Annotated in this window: 14 protein-coding genes; 8 read left to right on the top strand and 6 right to left on the bottom strand. The window is 70.0% G+C overall.

Features of this window, described 5'->3' with window-relative positions; all coding sequences use genetic code 11:
* Positions 1 to 21 precede the first annotated feature (21 nt).
* Positions 22 to 2,268, bottom strand: coding sequence for a terpene synthase family protein (locus ACWGIH_RS01055; RefSeq protein ID WP_453443868.1), 2,247 nt, complete (start codon positions 2,266 to 2,268; stop codon positions 22 to 24).
* A 392-nt stretch (positions 2,269 to 2,660) separates the two neighbouring features.
* On the opposite strand from ACWGIH_RS01055, the gene ACWGIH_RS01050 reads away from it, so the two are divergent.
* The 6 genes from ACWGIH_RS01050 (at position 2,661) to ACWGIH_RS01025 (ending at position 9,546) form a co-directional block, all read left to right on the top strand.
* Complete coding sequence (locus ACWGIH_RS01050) at positions 2,661 to 3,923, top strand: alpha-L-fucosidase (protein ID WP_453443870.1); 1,263 nt, start codon at positions 2,661 to 2,663, stop codon at positions 3,921 to 3,923.
* A 68-nt stretch (positions 3,924 to 3,991) separates the two neighbouring features.
* Complete coding sequence (locus ACWGIH_RS01045) at positions 3,992 to 5,950, top strand: beta-N-acetylhexosaminidase family protein (RefSeq protein ID WP_453443872.1); 1,959 nt, start codon at positions 3,992 to 3,994, stop codon at positions 5,948 to 5,950.
* Positions 5,951 to 6,158: 208 nt separating this feature from the next.
* Positions 6,159 to 7,037 carry a TetR family transcriptional regulator C-terminal domain-containing protein gene (locus ACWGIH_RS01040; protein ID WP_453443874.1) on the top strand — a complete coding sequence of 293 codons (879 nt, stop codon included), beginning with the start codon at positions 6,159 to 6,161 and terminating at the stop codon, positions 7,035 to 7,037.
* An 82-nt stretch (positions 7,038 to 7,119) separates the two neighbouring features.
* On the top strand, positions 7,120 to 8,016 hold the full coding sequence (locus ACWGIH_RS01035; protein ID WP_453443876.1) for a 3-keto-5-aminohexanoate cleavage protein: 897 nt from the start codon (positions 7,120 to 7,122) through the stop codon (positions 8,014 to 8,016).
* Positions 8,017 to 8,047: 31 nt separating this feature from the next.
* Entirely contained in the window at positions 8,048 to 9,043 is a 996-nt protein-coding gene (locus tag ACWGIH_RS01030) for a 3-hydroxyacyl-CoA dehydrogenase NAD-binding domain-containing protein (protein ID WP_453443878.1), read from the top strand.
* Positions 9,040 to 9,546, top strand: a complete 507-nt coding sequence (locus ACWGIH_RS01025) for a thioesterase family protein (protein WP_453443880.1) — start codon at positions 9,040 to 9,042, stop codon at positions 9,544 to 9,546. Before ACWGIH_RS01030 ends, ACWGIH_RS01025 begins: the two co-directional genes overlap by 4 nt.
* Before the next feature lie 12 nt (positions 9,547 to 9,558).
* Here ACWGIH_RS01025 and ACWGIH_RS01020 read toward each other — a convergent pair whose 3' ends face one another.
* The 3 genes from ACWGIH_RS01020 to ACWGIH_RS01010 all read right to left on the bottom strand — a co-directional run bounded on the left by ACWGIH_RS01020 (position 9,559) and on the right by ACWGIH_RS01010 (position 12,370).
* A complete protein-coding gene (locus ACWGIH_RS01020) occupies positions 9,559 to 10,032 on the bottom strand; it encodes an excalibur calcium-binding domain-containing protein (RefSeq protein ID WP_453443882.1) in 474 nt (157 codons plus the stop codon).
* A gap of 91 nt (positions 10,033 to 10,123) precedes the next feature.
* A complete protein-coding gene (locus ACWGIH_RS01015) occupies positions 10,124 to 11,428 on the bottom strand; it encodes an MFS transporter (RefSeq protein ID WP_453443884.1) in 1,305 nt (434 codons plus the stop codon).
* Between the two features lie 63 nt (positions 11,429 to 11,491).
* A complete protein-coding gene (locus tag ACWGIH_RS01010) occupies positions 11,492 to 12,370 on the bottom strand; it encodes a hypothetical protein (RefSeq protein ID WP_453443886.1) in 879 nt (292 codons plus the stop codon).
* A gap of 152 nt (positions 12,371 to 12,522) precedes the next feature.
* Here ACWGIH_RS01010 and ACWGIH_RS01005 point away from each other — a divergent pair, with 152 nt between their 5' ends.
* On the top strand, positions 12,523 to 13,869 hold the full coding sequence (locus ACWGIH_RS01005) for a 6-phospho-beta-glucosidase (RefSeq protein ID WP_453443888.1): 1,347 nt from the start codon (positions 12,523 to 12,525) through the stop codon (positions 13,867 to 13,869).
* A 34-nt stretch (positions 13,870 to 13,903) separates the two neighbouring features.
* Here the strand turns inward: ACWGIH_RS01005 and ACWGIH_RS01000 are convergent, their stop codons facing one another.
* A complete protein-coding gene (locus ACWGIH_RS01000) occupies positions 13,904 to 14,341 on the bottom strand; it encodes a VOC family protein (protein ID WP_453443890.1) in 438 nt (145 codons plus the stop codon).
* A gap of 102 nt (positions 14,342 to 14,443) precedes the next feature.
* Between ACWGIH_RS01000 and ACWGIH_RS00995 the strand changes: the two genes are divergently transcribed.
* Positions 14,444 to 14,833, top strand: a complete 390-nt coding sequence (locus ACWGIH_RS00995) for a (2Fe-2S) ferredoxin domain-containing protein (RefSeq protein ID WP_453443892.1) — start codon at positions 14,444 to 14,446, stop codon at positions 14,831 to 14,833.
* A gap of 3 nt (positions 14,834 to 14,836) precedes the next feature.
* Here the strand turns inward: ACWGIH_RS00995 and ACWGIH_RS00990 are convergent, their stop codons facing one another.
* Positions 14,837 to 15,352, bottom strand: a complete 516-nt coding sequence (locus tag ACWGIH_RS00990; RefSeq protein ID WP_453443894.1) for an FBP domain-containing protein — start codon at positions 15,350 to 15,352, stop codon at positions 14,837 to 14,839.
* Positions 15,353 to 15,438 lie beyond the last annotated feature (86 nt).

Below are 15,438 nucleotides of genomic sequence, written 5' to 3'. Positions count from 1 at the left end.
GCCGGTCCGGGGCCGGCCGCCTCAGCCCTGCCCCGGGCCCGCTGCCCCTTCCGTCTGCCGGTCGACGGCGAGCCCGAACTCCCGCAGCCAGTCCGGTCGTACGGCCGCCATGCCGAATCCCGACGGGCTGCGCAGCGGGCCGTGCGACAGGTGCTCCTCGCGGTAGCGGCGGCAGTCCCGGTGCCAGATGTAGATGCCGGCCATCCAGTTCTCCAGTTCGCGCACATAGCCGTCGAGGATGTCCCGTGTCGACTGCGGCAGGTCGAAGTCGTCGTAGAGGACGGGGAGTTCGTGCGTGGCGACGTGCTGGAACTGGCTCAGCCGCGACTTCATCAGGTCGTCGATGATGCCGAGCCCCGTCGGATAGTCGCAGCCGAAGAAGTTCTGGACGACGAGGACGGCGTTGTGGATCTCGCCCTCGTACTCGATCTCCTTCTGGTATGAGAAGACGTCGTTCATCAGGGCCGAGTAGTCGATCGCCGCGTTCTCCAGGTTCCGGATCGGGCCGCTCCGGTAGACCTCCGGCGGGACCTGCGGGCCGTTGCCCAGGCGGCACAGACTCAGGGTGAGCGGGGCGCCGAAGGTGAGGCGGCGCATCTCGATGTAGTCGACGGGGTCGGGGATACGGTTCTGCGCCTGGTTGTCCAGTTCCCAGAGCCAGCTGGCCGTCATGACCTCGACGGCGGTGCGCAGCGTGCGGCGCGCCTCGTCGTCCATCGGTCCTGCGGTGCGTACCCACAGGTCCGCGAGGCCACGTTCCATCGCGTTCGCCGCCGCCGGCATGTCGGCGAAGTCCTGCGGCATGAAGAGCGAGAGCCGGTCGTTGCAGAGTTTCGCGCCCGCCAGGTCGCGGGGCCTGCCGAAGACCACGGGGAAGTAGTCGTCCCCGTACGTCCCCCAGGTCAGCCACTGCGAGCCCAGGTCGAGGGCTTCGAGGTCGGCCTCCGGGTGGATGCCGGCCGCGCACAGCGGGAAGTCGTAGCCGTGCAGCTTGTGCGCGTCCCAGATGTCCGAGCTCGGCACGCCGGGCTGGGGCCGGAGCATGCCCATCCGGCTCGCCCACTCCACGGCGCGGGGGCGTGCCGCCTCCAGATGGGGCGAGAGGCGGGTCTCGAACGGCAGGTTGAAGTCGGGCAGCACGGAGGGACCCACCCGCTGGAAGGGGACGTGCGTGTAGCCGCGCAGCCGCTCCGCGCCCGTGGCGGCGATCAGCGCCTTGATCCCGGCGGCGGCCGTGCCGGGTCCGGTGGGCCCGTCCAGCGGCGTAGGCGTGGCGCCGCCCTTGTTCATGTAGCGGCTGGACACCATGTGCCACTCCTGGCCGCCGGACTGCCAGTCCTGGAGTCCCTTGGTGTACGCGAGGACGTCGGCGCACTCCTTCGGGGGCAGCCCCGTCTCCACGAAGAGCGGGGCGAGTTCGGTCAGCGCCGTGTTCTCGAACTGCTGCATCCGCGACGTCAGGAGGTCGTTGACGGCATCAGCCGCCTCTTGCGTGGAGCAGTCCAGGAACTTCTCGAGGACCAGGACGCCGTTGGAGAGTTCACCCTCGTCCTCGATCTCCCGCTGGTACGAGAAGAGGTCGTTGCGCAGGTGGACGGCGTCGGAGAACGTCTCCTTGAGGACGCGCAGCGGCCTGGACCCGGCGACGGCCGGGGGGACCTCCGCGCCTGTCGCGTACTCGATCAGCCCCGCCGACCAGGGTGCGCCTCCCACCTTGCGGCGCATCTCGATGTACTCGACGGGGTTGGCGATCCGGCCCTCGTTGATGTTCGAGAGCTCCCACAGGGATTCGTTGAGCAGATTCTCCGTGCTCTCGGCGAACCGCGCCCGCCAGTCACGGGACATGAACGGCACGGTCCGCGCCCAGAGGTCCGCGAGACCCGCCTCGACCGGATTGGTCGGTTCCGGCACGGGCGTGGACAGGTCCATCGGCATGAAGGCGGGCAACCGGTCCAGATAGGCTCTGCCGCCCTCACGGTCATGGGTCCGCTTGAACAGTTCGAGGAAGTGGTCGTCGAAGAAGAACACCCACACGTACCAGTCGGTGACCAGGGACAACGCGGGGCCGTCGCAGTCGGGGTGGGTGTACGCGCACAGCAGCGCGTAGTCATGGGCGTCCAGGTCACGCTGCTCCCAGACGCCCGACCCCTCCAGCATCCCCATGTCACGTGCCCACTTCCCGGAGTGCTCCCTCGCCTCTTCCGCATGGGGGTTGAGACGGGCGGGATGCACCATGTAGAAGCTGGGCAGTTCAAAGGGCTGCGACATACGGCGTTCTCCTCGCGACGGTCGCTTACGGGCAGCGGAGCACTACCCGAGCGGAGGTGACCGATGCGGTGACCGCCGGAGCGTCACACCATTGCGTGATGCTCGCGGTTCAAACTCGCTCGGCCGGCGGGGAGGATGAAGCAGAAACACCACCCGGTCAAGGCCCTTGACGTCACTGGAATTTGGCGTCCGACGCCCCCTTGTATACGGCATCTTTCTCGATCTAGCCTGCTGGCGCTCAAGCGCTTCAGCTCGGTGGCCGTCGACCGTCGGCAACCTTCCCCGCCCCGTAGACAACGTTGCCAACGTTGCCAACGTCGCCGGTGCCCCCAACGCTGCCGACGTCGCCGACCTGCCAACCCGACGCGCACGCACCACGAGGAGAACTGCCCATGACGCAACCGTGGTTCACGGACTCCAAGCTCGGGATCTTTCTCCACTGGGGCATCTACAGCGTGGACGGAGTGGCCGAGTCCTGGTCGTTCTTCGACGGACGGGTCCCTTACGACCGGTACATGGCGCAGCTCGACGGCTTCACCGCGTCCGCCTACGACCCCGAGGCGTGGGCCGATCTCTTCGTCCGCGCGGGGGCCCGCTACGCCGTCCTCACCGCCAAGCACCACGACGGTGTCGCCCTCTGGGACACGGCGGCGAACGACCTCTCCGTCGTCAAGCGCACCCCTGCGGGCCGCGACCTCATCACCCCGTACGTCGCCGCCCTGCGCGCCAGAGGCATCAAGGTCGGCCTCTACTACTCGCACCTGGACTGGTCCCACCCCGACTACGCCACCGTGCGCCCCGACGGCCAGGACGTCACCGAACGCGGCAACCGCTACTCCATGCCCGCCGTCGGCGAGGAGTCCGAGGAGAGGTGGGCGGACTTCCTCGCCTTCCACCGCGTACAGGTGCGGGAACTCCTCGAACGCTTCGCACCGGACCTGCTGTGGTTCGACGGCGAGTGGGAGCGCAGCCCCGAGCAGTGGCGGATGGCGGAACTCGCCGAGGAGATCCGGGCGCTGTCCCCGCACACCGTCGTCAACGGCCGCCTCACCGGGCACGGCGACTACGCCACCCCGGAGCAGGGCGTCCCGATCGAACCTCCGCGCCAGCCCTGGGAGTTGTGCCTTACGGTCAACGACTCCTGGGGGTATCAGCCGCAGGACACGCACCACAAGTCACCGCGTCAACTGGTCCGCATCTTCGTCGAGACCGTCGGAGGCGGCGGCAACCTGCTCCTAGACGTCGGCCCGAAGGAGGACGGCACGCTGCTCCCCGAGCAGATCGGGCGCCTCGAAGCGCTGGGGGAGTGGACGGGGCGGCACGCCGAAGCGGTCTACGGGACGGTACGCGGCCTTCCGCACGGCCACTTCTACGGTCCTTCGACGCTCGCCGCCGACCGTCGCACCCTGTATCTGTTCCTCTTCGACCGGCCCAACGAGTACGTGGTGCTGCGGGGCGTGTGCAACGGCGTGATGTCCGCCCGCGTGCTCGGGACGGACACCGCCGTCAGGCACGAGCGCGTCGGAGGCCTCGGCGACGTACCGGGCTGGGAGTACGTCCACCTCACCGACGACCACCTCGATCCGCTGTGCACGGTCATCGCCCTGGAACTCGACGGCGACCTCGACCTGTACCGCGCGCACACGCGCGACTGAACCGCCCCCCGAAGCCCCGTCGGCACCCCGCACCCCATCCGCACCCCACCCCGAAGCCCGGAGGTCCCATGCCCCGCACCTCTCGCACGCTCAGACCGCGAACAGCGCTCCTCGCGCTGGCCGTCCTGGCCGTTCCGCTGGCCTCCGCGGCCGCCGCGCCTTCCCCGGCCCAGGGAAAGGCCACGCAGGAGGAATCCGTGTCGCGCACGCTCCCCGTCGTCTCCCCGACCCCGCAGCACATGGCCCGGGCGGGTGGCGACGTGCCGCTCGCCCGGCGCGCCGAACTCGTCGTCGGCGATGCCACCGACAACACGGACGAGGCGGCTCGGGACCGCGTCACCGAGACGCTGCGCGCCCACGGGGTGCGTGACATCGACGTACGCGCGAAGGCGTCGGGCCGCGCGCCGCTGACCATCCTGCTCGGCTCCGCTTCCCGGCCGGACATCGCGAAGGCGCTCGGCGGGACGAAGGTGCCGGAGCAGGCGGAGGGCTACGCGCTGCTGGCGCGGCACCGCACCGTCGTGCTCGGCGGCAAGGACGCCACCGGGCAGTTCTACGCGGCGCAGACCCTCGGCCAGCTCATCACCAAGGGGCGCATAGCGGGGACCGAGGTCTCCGACTTCCCCTCCATGCCGCTGCGCGGCAGCATCGAGGGCTTCTACGGACCGCCCTGGACCGAGGCCGAACGGCTCGACCAGATGGATTTCCTCGGCGACACCAAGGCCAATACGTATGTGTACGCGCCGAAGGACGACCCCTACCACCGGGAGAAGTGGCGTGAGCCGTACCCGGCGGACAAGCTCACCGAACTCGGCAGGCTGATCGACCGCGCCACGGCCAACCATGTCCGCTTCACGTTCGCGGTCTCGCCGGGCGGCTCCATCTGCTACTCGGACCCGGCGGACGTCAAGGCACTGACGGCCAAGCTCCAGGCGATGTACGACCTCGGGGTGCGGTCCTTCTCCGTGCCGCTCGACGACATCAGCTACACCAAGTGGAACTGCGACGCCGACAAGGCGGCGTTCGGCGAGCCCGGCCGCGGGCCGGCGGCCAAGGCCCAGGTGGGGCTGCTCAACGCCATCCAGCGGGACTTCATCGCGCGGCACGAGGACGCCAACCCGCTGCAGATGGTGCCCACGGAGTACGGGGACCTCACGGACACCGCGTACAAGCAGACGATGCGCGCCGAGCTCGACGGCGCCGTCGAGGTGATGTGGACGGGCACGGACGTGGTTCCGCCGGAGATCACCAACTCCCAGGCGGAGAAGGCCGCCGAGCTCTTCGGGCGCAAGGTGTTCGTCTGGGACAACTACCCCGTCAACGACTTCGCGCGGACGGCGGGGCGGCTGCTGCTCGCGCCCTACGACAAGCGCGAGCCCGGTCTGTCCGGCCACCTCAGCGGGGTCGTGTCCAACCCGATGAACCAGGAGGGGGCGAGCAAGCTCGCCGTCTTCACCATGAACGACTTCTCGTGGAACGACCACGGGTACGAGCGGGCGAGGTCGGGCCGGCAGGCGGCGCTGTATCTCGCCGGGGGTGACGAGCGGGTCGCCGACGCGGTGCGGACGTTCGTGGACCTCAACCACGCGGCGCCCACCTTCGGCGAGACGAACTGGCAGCCGCAGTCCCCGGTTCTCGGGCCGAAGCTGGACGCGTTCTGGAAGCGGTACGAGAGTGACCCCGCCGGGGCGGTACGGGCGCTGCGGCCCACCGCCCGGGAGATCGAGAAGGTCCCCGCGGTACTGCGTTCCGGGGTGCCGGACGAACTGTTCATGCATGACGCGAAGCAGTGGCTGGACGCGACGGAGCTGTGGGGTGCCGCGCTGGGGCACGGCCTCGCGGCGCTGTCCTTCGCCCAGGAGGGGGACGATGCGGGGGCCGCGCGGGAACGGGCCGCGATGGAGTCCCTCGTGAAGCGGGCCCGCGCGATCACGGTGGATCCGGCCGAGCATCATCAGCTGGGGCCGGTGAAGATCGCCGATCCTTACCTGGACGAGTTCGTCTCCGGGGTGCAGGACCGGACCTGATCTGACCGCTCACCCACCCGTCTACCCCGCAACGCAGGGGGAGCGGGTGGGTGAGCGTGCTTCCGGCTGCTCGCTCTCATGCTCGCTCCTCTTGGGGAAGCGTGTGGTGACTGAGACGTCAGTCAGTATCGCAATTCCCGAGCCAGCCTGCAGAAACCTTGCCTACGGAGATTGCGATCACCGCAACGTCCGGGTAGCGTGACCGCCCATGCAGCAAGACCCCGAGGTAGCGGACAGGGTCCGCAAGGTCATCGCCGACGCCGGAGCGACCCAGCGCGAATTCGCCCGCCGCATCGTGATGGACCCCTCCAAGCTCTCCCGTTCCCTCGGCGGCACCCGCCGCTTCACCGCCGCCGAGCTCGCCCGCATCGCCGACACCGGCGGCGTGGACGCGGGCTGGCTCCTGGGCACCCAGCTTCCGGGCGCCCAGCTTCCGGGTGCTCAGAGCGCCGTAGTCCCCGCCCGCCGGGAACGCACCGCCGCGGCTCCGGACGGCGGGCGCCCGCTCCAGATCGTCCGCGAGACCGTACGGCTCATCGCCGAGCGCGGATTCCATGCCGTACGCGTGGCGGACATCGCCGAAGCCTGCGCCACCAGCACCGCCGCCATCCACTACCACTTCCCCGGCCGCGACGACCTCCTCGAGGCCGCCGTCCGCTGGTGCATGGACGAGGACACCGCCCGCCGGGCGGCCCGCGTCGCCGACGCGGGCGACGCCGCCGACGAACTGCGCCAGCTGATCGAGCTCCAGACGCCCCGCACCCCGCAACAGCGCTGGCAGTGGAGCGTCTGGCTGGACCTGTGGGCGGAGGCCGCCCGGTCGACCGCCGTGGGACGGCTGCACGCCGACTACTACCGGCAGTGGCGTTCGACGGTCGCCGACGTCATCCGGCGTGGCGTCGACGAGGGCGTGTTCCGCCTCGTCGACCCGCAGTCCGCCGCGCTCCGGCTCACCGCGCTGATCGACGGCCTCGCCACCCAGGTGCTCGCCTCGACCCCGGGAGACGACGGCACGACCCCCGACGACATGCACGAGGCACTGCTCGTCTACGTGGACGCGACACTCGCCGCGCCGAGACCCGCGTAAGCACCCCCGCTCCTTTCAGCAACTCAGCAGTTCCTTCGCACCTCCGTACCTCCAACACCCCACCCCTGAGGGAGAGTTCGCCATGCCCGTGAACCAAGACGTCATCATCACCGCCGCGCTCACCGGCGCGGGCGACACGGTACGCAAGAGCCCCCACGTCCCCGTCACCCCCGAGCAGATAGCCACCTCCGCCGTGGAGGCCGCCGAGGCCGGCGCCGCCGTCGTGCACATCCACGTACGCGACCCCGAGACCGGTGACCCCTCGCGCGACCCCCGTCTGTACCGCGAGGTCGTCGAGCGCATCAAGGAGACCGGCACCGACGTCGTCATCAACCTCACCGCGGGCATGGGCGGCGACCTGGTCATCGACCCGGTCGAGCCGCTGAAGGAGCTCGGCGAGCTGCCGGGCACCGACCTCGTCGGCGGCCTCGACCGCCTCCCGCACGTCGAGGACCTGCTCCCCGACATCTGCACCCTCGACTGCGGCTCCCTCAACTTCGGTGACAACCTCTACATCTCCACCCCCGACATGCTCCGCCAAGGCGCCAAGCGCATCCAGGAGCTGGGTGTACGGCCCGAGTTGGAGATCTTCGACACCGGGCAGCTCTGGTTCGCCAAGCAGCTGCTCGCGGAAGGGCTGCTCGACAACCCCACCGTCTTCCAGCTCTGCATGGGCATCCCGTGGGGCGCCCCGGCCGACCCCGGCGTGCTCCAGTCGATGGTCAACATGCTGCCCGACGGCGCCCAGTGGGCCAGCTTCGCCCTCGGCCGCATGCAGATGCCGTGGGTCGCCCAGTCGATCCTGCTCGGCGGTCAGGTCCGTGTGGGCCTCGAGGACAACCTCTACCTCGGCAAGGGCAACAAGGTCAGCAACGCTCAACTCGTGGAGCGGGCCGTGCAGATCACCGAGAACCTCGGCTCGCGCGTCGCCACGCCGGACGAGGCGCGCCAGAAGCTCGGCCTCAAGTCCCGCGCCTGAACTCCCCCCACATACAAGGACCTTCACCCTCATGACTGGCACCGTCACCACACCCCCCGCCCCCTGCGCCCCCGAAGACGTACGCCGTATCGCCTGTGTCGGCGCCGGAGTGATCGGCGGCGGCTGGGTCGCCCACTACCTCGCCCGCGGCTACGAGGTCACCGCCTGGGACCCCGCCCCCGACGCCGAGCAGAAACTGCGCCGCCTGGTCGACGCGGCCTGGCCCGCGCTGACGCAACTGGGCCTCGCGGAGGCCGCGTCACCGGACCGCCTCACCGTCACCTCCACGCTCGAAGAGGCGGTCGCCGACGCCCAGTTCGTGCAGGAGAGTGCCCCCGAGAAGCTGGAGCTGAAGCGCGATCTGCTGGCTCAGCTCGACGCGGCCGCGCCCGCCGGAGTCGTCATCGCCTCCTCCACCTCGGGCTACCCGATGACCGACATGCAGACCACGGCCGCGGACCCGGGCCGCCTCGTCGTCGGACACCCCTTCAACCCGCCCTACCTCATCCCGCTCGTCGAGGTGGTGGGCGGTGACAAGACAGCCGCACACGCGGTGACGTGGGCCTCCCGCTTCTACGAGGTCGCGGGCAAGTCCGTGATCACCATGGCGAGCGAGGTGCCCGGTTTCATAGCCAACCGCCTCCAGGAAGCGCTCTGGCGCGAGGCCCTGCACATGGTCGCCAACGGCGAGGCCACGGTGAAGGAGATCGACGACTCGATCACCGAAGGCCCCGGCCTGCGCTGGGCATTCATGGGCCCCATGCTCACCTTCGCGCTCGCGGGCGGCGAGGGCGGCATGGCCCACATGCTCGACCACTTCGGCCCGTCCCTGAAGTCGCCGTGGACGCGCCTGGAAGCACCCGAGCTGGACAAGAAGCTGTACGACGCCGTGGTGGCCGGCTGCGACGACGCGGCGGACGGCCGCACCATCGCCGACCTGGTCGCCGAGCGTGACCAGGGAGTAATCGACGTACTGCGGGCGACGGGACGCCTGCCGCAGCAGCGCACGAAGGAGGACACCAAGTGAGCGAGTCCACGCCCGTCGAGCCGCTGCCGCTGCTCCATCGGACCGTACGGCCCGAGTGGATCGACTACAACGGCCATATGAGCGAGGCGTTCTACGTCCTCGTCTTCGGCTACGCGACCGACGCCATGATGATCGAGACGGGCCTGCACGAGGGCTATCGTGAGTCCACGGGCTGCTCCCTCTACACGGTCGAGGCGCACATCCGCTACCTCGACGACGTGGCGGAGGGCGCCCACCTCGCCGTCCGCTCCCGCGTCCTGGGCGCGGACGCCAAGAAGGTCCGCTTCACCCACGAGCTGTACGTGGTGGAGGAGCCAGAAGCGGACATCACCCCGGACGCGACCCCCGTGGCGACCACCGAGCTCCTCGCCCTCCACGTCGACCAGAACGCGGGCAGGTCGGCCCCCTTCCCGGAGGCGATCCACACCCACCTGACGGCCCTTACGGAACCGGCCCCGGAGTGGGCGGGCCGCTCCATCGCCGAGGTGCCCCGCACGGCCTGACCGCACGGCCCCTCAGGTGTCGCAGCCGACCCCGTCACCGTCACGGTCGAGGTGAGGCCCGTAGCCGGGATCGCCACGGTGCACGGGAGCGGCTCCGGCGGCGCGGGCCTCGGTGCAGTTCCCGTAGGAGACGCTGCCGCCCCCGCCGGTGCCGGAGTCGCTGCCACCCGACCCGGGGTCGGCCGCCTCCGGCTGGGCGGTGACGGTGGCCTTCACCGTCTTCGTGGCCTTGACGGTCTTGGTGACCGTGGGGGCGGGCTTCGGCTTCGCCGTCTCGGTCGCCGTGGCCGTGGCCGTCGCCGTGACGGTGGAAGTCGGGCGTGCTTCTTTCGCGGCGGCCTTCGTGCCGGTGCCGCCGTCGTCACCGAGACCGGCCCCGAGGCCGATGATGAAGGTCAGCGCGAGGGCGGGGAGCACGAAGCGTTTGCGTGCCCACTTGGGCGTGGGCCTGGGTATCGGCGGTGGCGCGGGATACGGGTTGGTCATGGTGCCCCCCTTGATGCGGGAATGAGGCACGACGCTAGTCCTGCAAGGCCAGTTGTGAAGGTTGTTCGCGTGAGTGGTGATGGATCCGTGACTAGCGCTCCAGCTCCTTGTGGGCTGTTTCCGGGAGCTTGAGATACACCGCCGATGACGCGAGGCAGAGCACGGCCACGTACCAGGGGAAGAGGCCGGGACTTCCGATCTCCTTGAACAGGGTGCCCATGTACGGGGCCGTGCCGCCGAACAGGGCGACGGTGAGGGAGTACGGGAAGCCGATCCCCGCCGCGCGGACGTGCGCGGGGAACACCTCCGCGTTCACGGCCGCCGAGATGGACGTGAAACCGGTGAGCAGCACCATGCCCGCGCACTGCACCATCAGGAGCGAGCCGAACGAGCCGTTCAGGGACCGCAGCAGCGGCACGCTCAGGACGGCGAAGCCGATGCCGAAGAAGAGCAGGAGCGGCCTTCGGCCGAAACGGTCGGAGAGCAGCCCGCCGAGCGGCTGGAGCAAGGCGAAGAACGCCAGTGACAGCGTGCCGGACAGCAGCGCCTGGCTCTTGCTGATGTCGGTGTTCAGCTCGGCGTACGTCGGCAGGTACGACGTCCACGTGTAGTAGGCGATCGTGCCGCCGGCCGTGATGCCGCAGATCAGCAGCGACTGGCGCGGATAGTTCCGCAGCGCGTCGAACAGACCGGGGCGTTCGGACGCGTCCTGGGGTGCTTGATGGGTCTCCTGGGCGCCCTGCCTGATCCAGAAGCCGACCAGGCTGAGCAGCGCGCCGATCACGAACGGCAGCCGCCAGCCCCAGCCGTCCATCTGCCCCTCGGAGAGCATGCCGACGAGCAGCGCGGCGATGCCGGACGCGGCGAGCTGGCCCACGCTCGTCGACACGTACTGGAAGCTGGAGAAGAGCCCGCGCCTGCCGGGCCCGGCGGACTCCACGAGGAACGTCGTCGACGCCGCGAACTCACCGCCCACGGACAGGCCTTGCAGCAGTCGGGCCAGGACCAGGACGATCGGAGCGAGCACCCCGACGGACGCGTACGTCGGCGTCAGACCGACCAGCAGACTGCTCCCGCCCATCAGCAGGATCGTGACGGTCAGCGCGGCCCGCCTGCCGCGCCGGTCGGCGACCGCGCCCATGAGCAGACCACCGACCGGACGCATGAAGAAGCCCACGGCGAAGACGGCGAACGTGGAGAGCAGCGGTACGAGGGAGTTGCCCGAACCCTTGGGAAAGACCTGGTCGGCGATGTATGTGGCGAGGAACGTGTACGCGTACCAGTCGTACCACTCCACGGCGTTGCCCACCGACGCGGCGAGCAGCTGCCGTAGGGGGCGGCGGGGCTGGGCGGGGCGCGTTTCGGACACGGCTTCGTGCCGGTGTTGCTGTGTCATGATCGCGACCATCCCCCGCCCGGCCCCTCCGCACACGTCCGGCATGTCGAGGGTGTGTGCAGGTCAGCCGGTCGTCGGCTTGTACGAGTAGACCGACGTCGTCACCAGGCACGGCACCGGCGGCACGACCTGGGCGCGCAGCGTGCGACGCTCGGAGTCGTAGTCGACGCCCTCCGTCTCGAACGTGCCCTGGCACAGGCTCCGTTGCGGGACGGCGAACAGGCTCGTGACCTTGCCCGTCACGGGCTTCCCGTCGAGCGCACGCTCCAGGTCCACCTGGAGAACGGGCCGGTCCTCGGGCCACAGCTCCTTCGACGCGTCGTTGGACGCGCACACGAGGCGGGTGCCGGAGACGAAGTCGCAGCCCTGGATGTCACGCACCGGCTTGTCGAGCGAGATCTGACCGGCCTGGGGGAGCGCGCCGCCGGTGGGCGGGGTCGAGGAGTTGAGGAGCGGGGCGGGGAAGACCTGGAGACGGTTCTGGTCGCCCCACTCGCCCGACACCAGCCACTGGTTTCCGGGCGCGACGGCCGCGAAGGAGTTGTTCAGCTTCTCGCCCGCGTCGAGTTGGTGCTCGTAGAGGTAGCGCTTCCCGCCCGGCGTCGTGACCGCGAACATCTTCGACTTCGCGTCGTCGCCGCCCTGGTAGGCGTCGACGGTGTGGCCGGCGGCTATGTCCGGGTCACCGACGTGGCCCCAGCCCTTGGCCCGCAGGTCGAGCGGGATCGAGGCGAGGCCCCGGTAGAGGAGACTGCCGTCGGCGCGGCTGGCCAGGCCCTGGCTGCCGGTCAGGGAGTTCACGGACGAGACGCCGGTCTCCTGCCAGCCGCCGGGGGATCCGGGACCTGTGTCGGCCGATGCCGCGGAGCCGGTCGCCACTGTCAGCGCGAGGGCGCCGAGCAGGGCCGCGGATGCCTTCGCGGACGTCTTGAGGGGTGTCATCGGTGCGCTACCTCCGTGGGGGGTCGATCGCTGCCGGGCAATCGTACGTAACGTGACCTCTGTCGACGGGTGAGTTCTGACAGGTCGACAGATGTTCCGGTGGCGGCTGCGACGTCCCGGCGACGGCTGTTCCGACAGAAGGTGGTTGAGACGTGAAGCTGGTCATTCTCGGTGGCGGCGGATTCCGCGTTCCGCTCGTGTACGGCGCGCTCCTCGGCGACCACGCCGAAGGCCGGGTCACGGAGGTCGTCCTGCACGACCTGGACGCGGGACGGCTCTCCGCGGTCGCCCGTGTGCTGGCCGAGCAGGCTGCCGGGGTGCCGGACGCGCCCGCCGTGACGGCCACCACCGACCTCGACGAAGCCCTGCGGGGCGCGGACTTCGTCTTCTCGGCGATCCGGGTGGGCGGCCTGGAGGGACGAGCGGCCGACGAGCGGGTGGCACTCGCCGAGGGTGTCCTGGGCCAGGAGACGGTCGGCGCCGGCGGCATCGCGTACGGCCTGCGGACCGTGCCCGTCGCCGTGGACATCGCACGCCGCGTGCGGCAGCTCGCCCCCGACGCCTGGGTCATCAACTTCACCAACCCCGCGGGCCTGGTCACCGAGGCGATGTCCCGGCACATCGGCGACCGCGTCATCGGCATCTGCGACTCGCCGGTGGGCCTGGGGCGCCGCGTGGCACGCATGCTGGGCGGCAACCCCGACGAGGCGTTCATCGACTACGTGGGACTCAACCACCTCGGCTGGCTGCGCGGCCTGCGGATCGCGGGCCGCGACGAGCTGCCGCGACTGCTCGCCGACGCGCGGATGCTCGGGTCGTTCGAGGAGGGGCGGCTCTTCGGCGCGGAATGGCTCCAGTCACTGGGGGCCATCCCGAACGAGTACTTGCACTACTACTACTTCAACCGTGAGGCGGTCCGCGCCTACCAGGAGGCGGAGCGGACGAGGGGCGCGTTCCTGCGCGACCAGCAGGCGCGCTTCTACGAGCAGTTGGGCCGTGACGAGGAGGTGTCCTCGGCACTGAAGGCCTGGGACGCCACGCGGGCGGAGCGGGAGGCCACGTACATGGCCGAGAACCGGGAAGCCGCGGGCGTCGGCGAGCGAGCGGCCGAAGACCTCGAATCCGGTGGCTATGAGAAGGTCGCCCTCGCGCTGATGCGCGCGATCGCGCGGGACGAGCGGACGACGCTGATCCTCAACGTCCGCAACCGCACGACCCTTTCGGCGCTGGACGCCGACGCGGTGATCGAGGTCCCGTGCTCCGTCGACGCCAACGGCGCCCATCCCATGGCGGTGGACCCGCTGCCGGGTCACGCGACAGGACTCGTGTGCGCGGTGAAGGCGGTGGAGCGGGAGATCCTCGCGGCGGCGGAGAGCGGCTCACGCGCCACGGCGGTAAAGGCGTTCGCCCTGCACCCGCTGGTGGACTCCGTGACGGTGGCGCGCCGGTTGGTGGAGGGCTACGGGGCGGTGCACCCGGGGCTCGCGTACCTGGGGTGAGTCGAAGCGGCGGGCAGTGATGCTGCGGCGTGGGTCACACCAAACAGAACTCGTTGCCTTCAGGGTCGGCCATTTCCACGTGGTCGGGCTTTCCCTGCATCTCGTGCAGCCGGATCACCGTTGCCCCGGCCGCGGTCAGCCTCTCCATCGCGGCGATGACCCGCGGCCAGCGGACATCATGGGGCGTCTCGCGGCCGCCGCCCACCCGCACGTCCAGGTGCAGCCGGTTCTTGACCACCTTCGGCTCCGGGACCTTGAGGAAGGAGAAGGTGGGCCCATGGCCGTCCGGGTCCGACAGATAGGCACCGTCGTCCCACTCCTCCTCGGGGACGTCGTGGTGCGCGAACCAGGCTTCCCAGCTGTCGAAGCCGGCCGGCGGCGGCTTCTCCGCGTAACCGAGCGCCAGGGCCCAGAACTTGGCCAGCTCGCCCGGTTGCGCGCAGTCGATGGTGACGGTCCATTGGATGGCCATGAGCGCTCTCCCTCTCCTGCGTGCCTCTGCCGTGCCCCTGCTCGGGCGCGATGGATCGAGCGTGGCACAAGGGTCTGACAACAGGGCTGAGATGATCAATGGATGAGCCCCGTCATCTCCATCGGATCCGCCGCCGCCCGCCCCTGCACACTCGTCGTATGCCGGGGCTGCTGCTGCGGCAACGTACGCAAGCACCCCGGCACGGACCACGACTGGCAGCTGGCGCGGATGCGGGCCGCCGCCGCGGAGTCGGCGGGGCGGTTCGCGGTGCGGACGAGTGAGTGCCTCGGGCCCTGCGGTCAGGCGAACATCATCGTCGTACAGCCCTCACGAGAAGGGCGCCGCAGAGGCGGGCGAGCCGTCTGGATCGGCTTCGCCATGGACGACGAGTCCGTCGACGAGATAATCGCCTGGGCCGAGGCGGGCGGCCCCGGGATCGCAGCACCGTCGGCAGCGCTCACGCTGCAGGTGGTCGATCCCAGGCAGACCTGAGGGTCAGGCCGCCGACCTCGAGCCCTCGAGGACCTTGTCGAGGAAGCCGTGCAGGTTCGCCACGGTGCGCGCGTTCTGCTCCTCGAGCGTGAGGCTCTCCTCGAAGCGGCGGGCCAGGGCCGTGGTCTTCTTGCCTCGTACGTAGAGGGAGCAGGCGAGGTCCGCGCAGATGTAGATGCCGACCGAGTTGCCCTGCCGGCCCGCCGGGCCGGAGAGGGGCGCCACGAGCAGGGTGATGCCCGAGCCGGACTGCGGGGTCACGCAGACCGAGCAGATGCTGGACTTCAAGAGACTCTTGCGCGCGCCGGTCGAGGCACGCAACGCGATGCCCACGTACTCGCCGTCCCGCTCCGTCACGATGTAGCCGCGGTCCGGGGCCTTGGGGTCACGCCACCCGAGGAAGTCCAGGTCTGACCAGGGGGTCTCCGGAAAGCCCGCGGGGAGCGTGAGTCTGCGGGCCTCGCCCTTGGAGCAGTTGACGAAGGCCGCGCGAATCTCTTTCTCGCCGATGGGTTCCATGATCCGGAATTTACCAACGCCACCGCCCTTCCGTCCTCCCCTTTTCCACGGGCCGTGCCAGTACGTTCCACGGGCCTCGCAGCACA

Source organism: Streptomyces sp. NPDC054872 (assembly GCF_053610705.1).
The sequence above is the reverse complement of the archived record's forward strand: the minus strand, read 5'-3'. Positions and strand labels throughout refer to the sequence as shown.

Excerpts from the sequence above, each read along its gene's own strand:
- ACWGIH_RS01055 (WP_453443868.1), bottom strand. The coding sequence starts at position 2,268 with ATGTCGCAGCCCTTTGAACTGCCCAGCTTCTACATGGTGCATCCCGCC.
- ACWGIH_RS01050 (WP_453443870.1), top strand. The coding sequence starts at position 2,661 with ATGACGCAACCGTGGTTCACGGACTCCAAGCTCGGGATCTTTCTCCAC.
- ACWGIH_RS01045 (WP_453443872.1), top strand. The coding sequence starts at position 3,992 with ATGCCCCGCACCTCTCGCACGCTCAGACCGCGAACAGCGCTCCTCGCG.
- ACWGIH_RS01040 (WP_453443874.1), top strand. The coding sequence starts at position 6,159 with ATGCAGCAAGACCCCGAGGTAGCGGACAGGGTCCGCAAGGTCATCGCC.
- ACWGIH_RS01035 (WP_453443876.1), top strand. The coding sequence starts at position 7,120 with ATGCCCGTGAACCAAGACGTCATCATCACCGCCGCGCTCACCGGCGCG.
- ACWGIH_RS01030 (WP_453443878.1), top strand. The coding sequence starts at position 8,048 with ATGACTGGCACCGTCACCACACCCCCCGCCCCCTGCGCCCCCGAAGAC.
- ACWGIH_RS01020 (WP_453443882.1), bottom strand. The coding sequence starts at position 10,032 with ATGACCAACCCGTATCCCGCGCCACCGCCGATACCCAGGCCCACGCCC.
- ACWGIH_RS01015 (WP_453443884.1), bottom strand. The coding sequence starts at position 11,428 with ATGACACAGCAACACCGGCACGAAGCCGTGTCCGAAACGCGCCCCGCC.
- ACWGIH_RS01010 (WP_453443886.1), bottom strand. The coding sequence starts at position 12,370 with ATGACACCCCTCAAGACGTCCGCGAAGGCATCCGCGGCCCTGCTCGGC.
- ACWGIH_RS01000 (WP_453443890.1), bottom strand. The coding sequence starts at position 14,341 with ATGGCCATCCAATGGACCGTCACCATCGACTGCGCGCAACCGGGCGAG.
- ACWGIH_RS00995 (WP_453443892.1), top strand. The coding sequence starts at position 14,444 with ATGAGCCCCGTCATCTCCATCGGATCCGCCGCCGCCCGCCCCTGCACA.
- ACWGIH_RS00990 (WP_453443894.1), bottom strand. The coding sequence starts at position 15,352 with ATGGAACCCATCGGCGAGAAAGAGATTCGCGCGGCCTTCGTCAACTGC.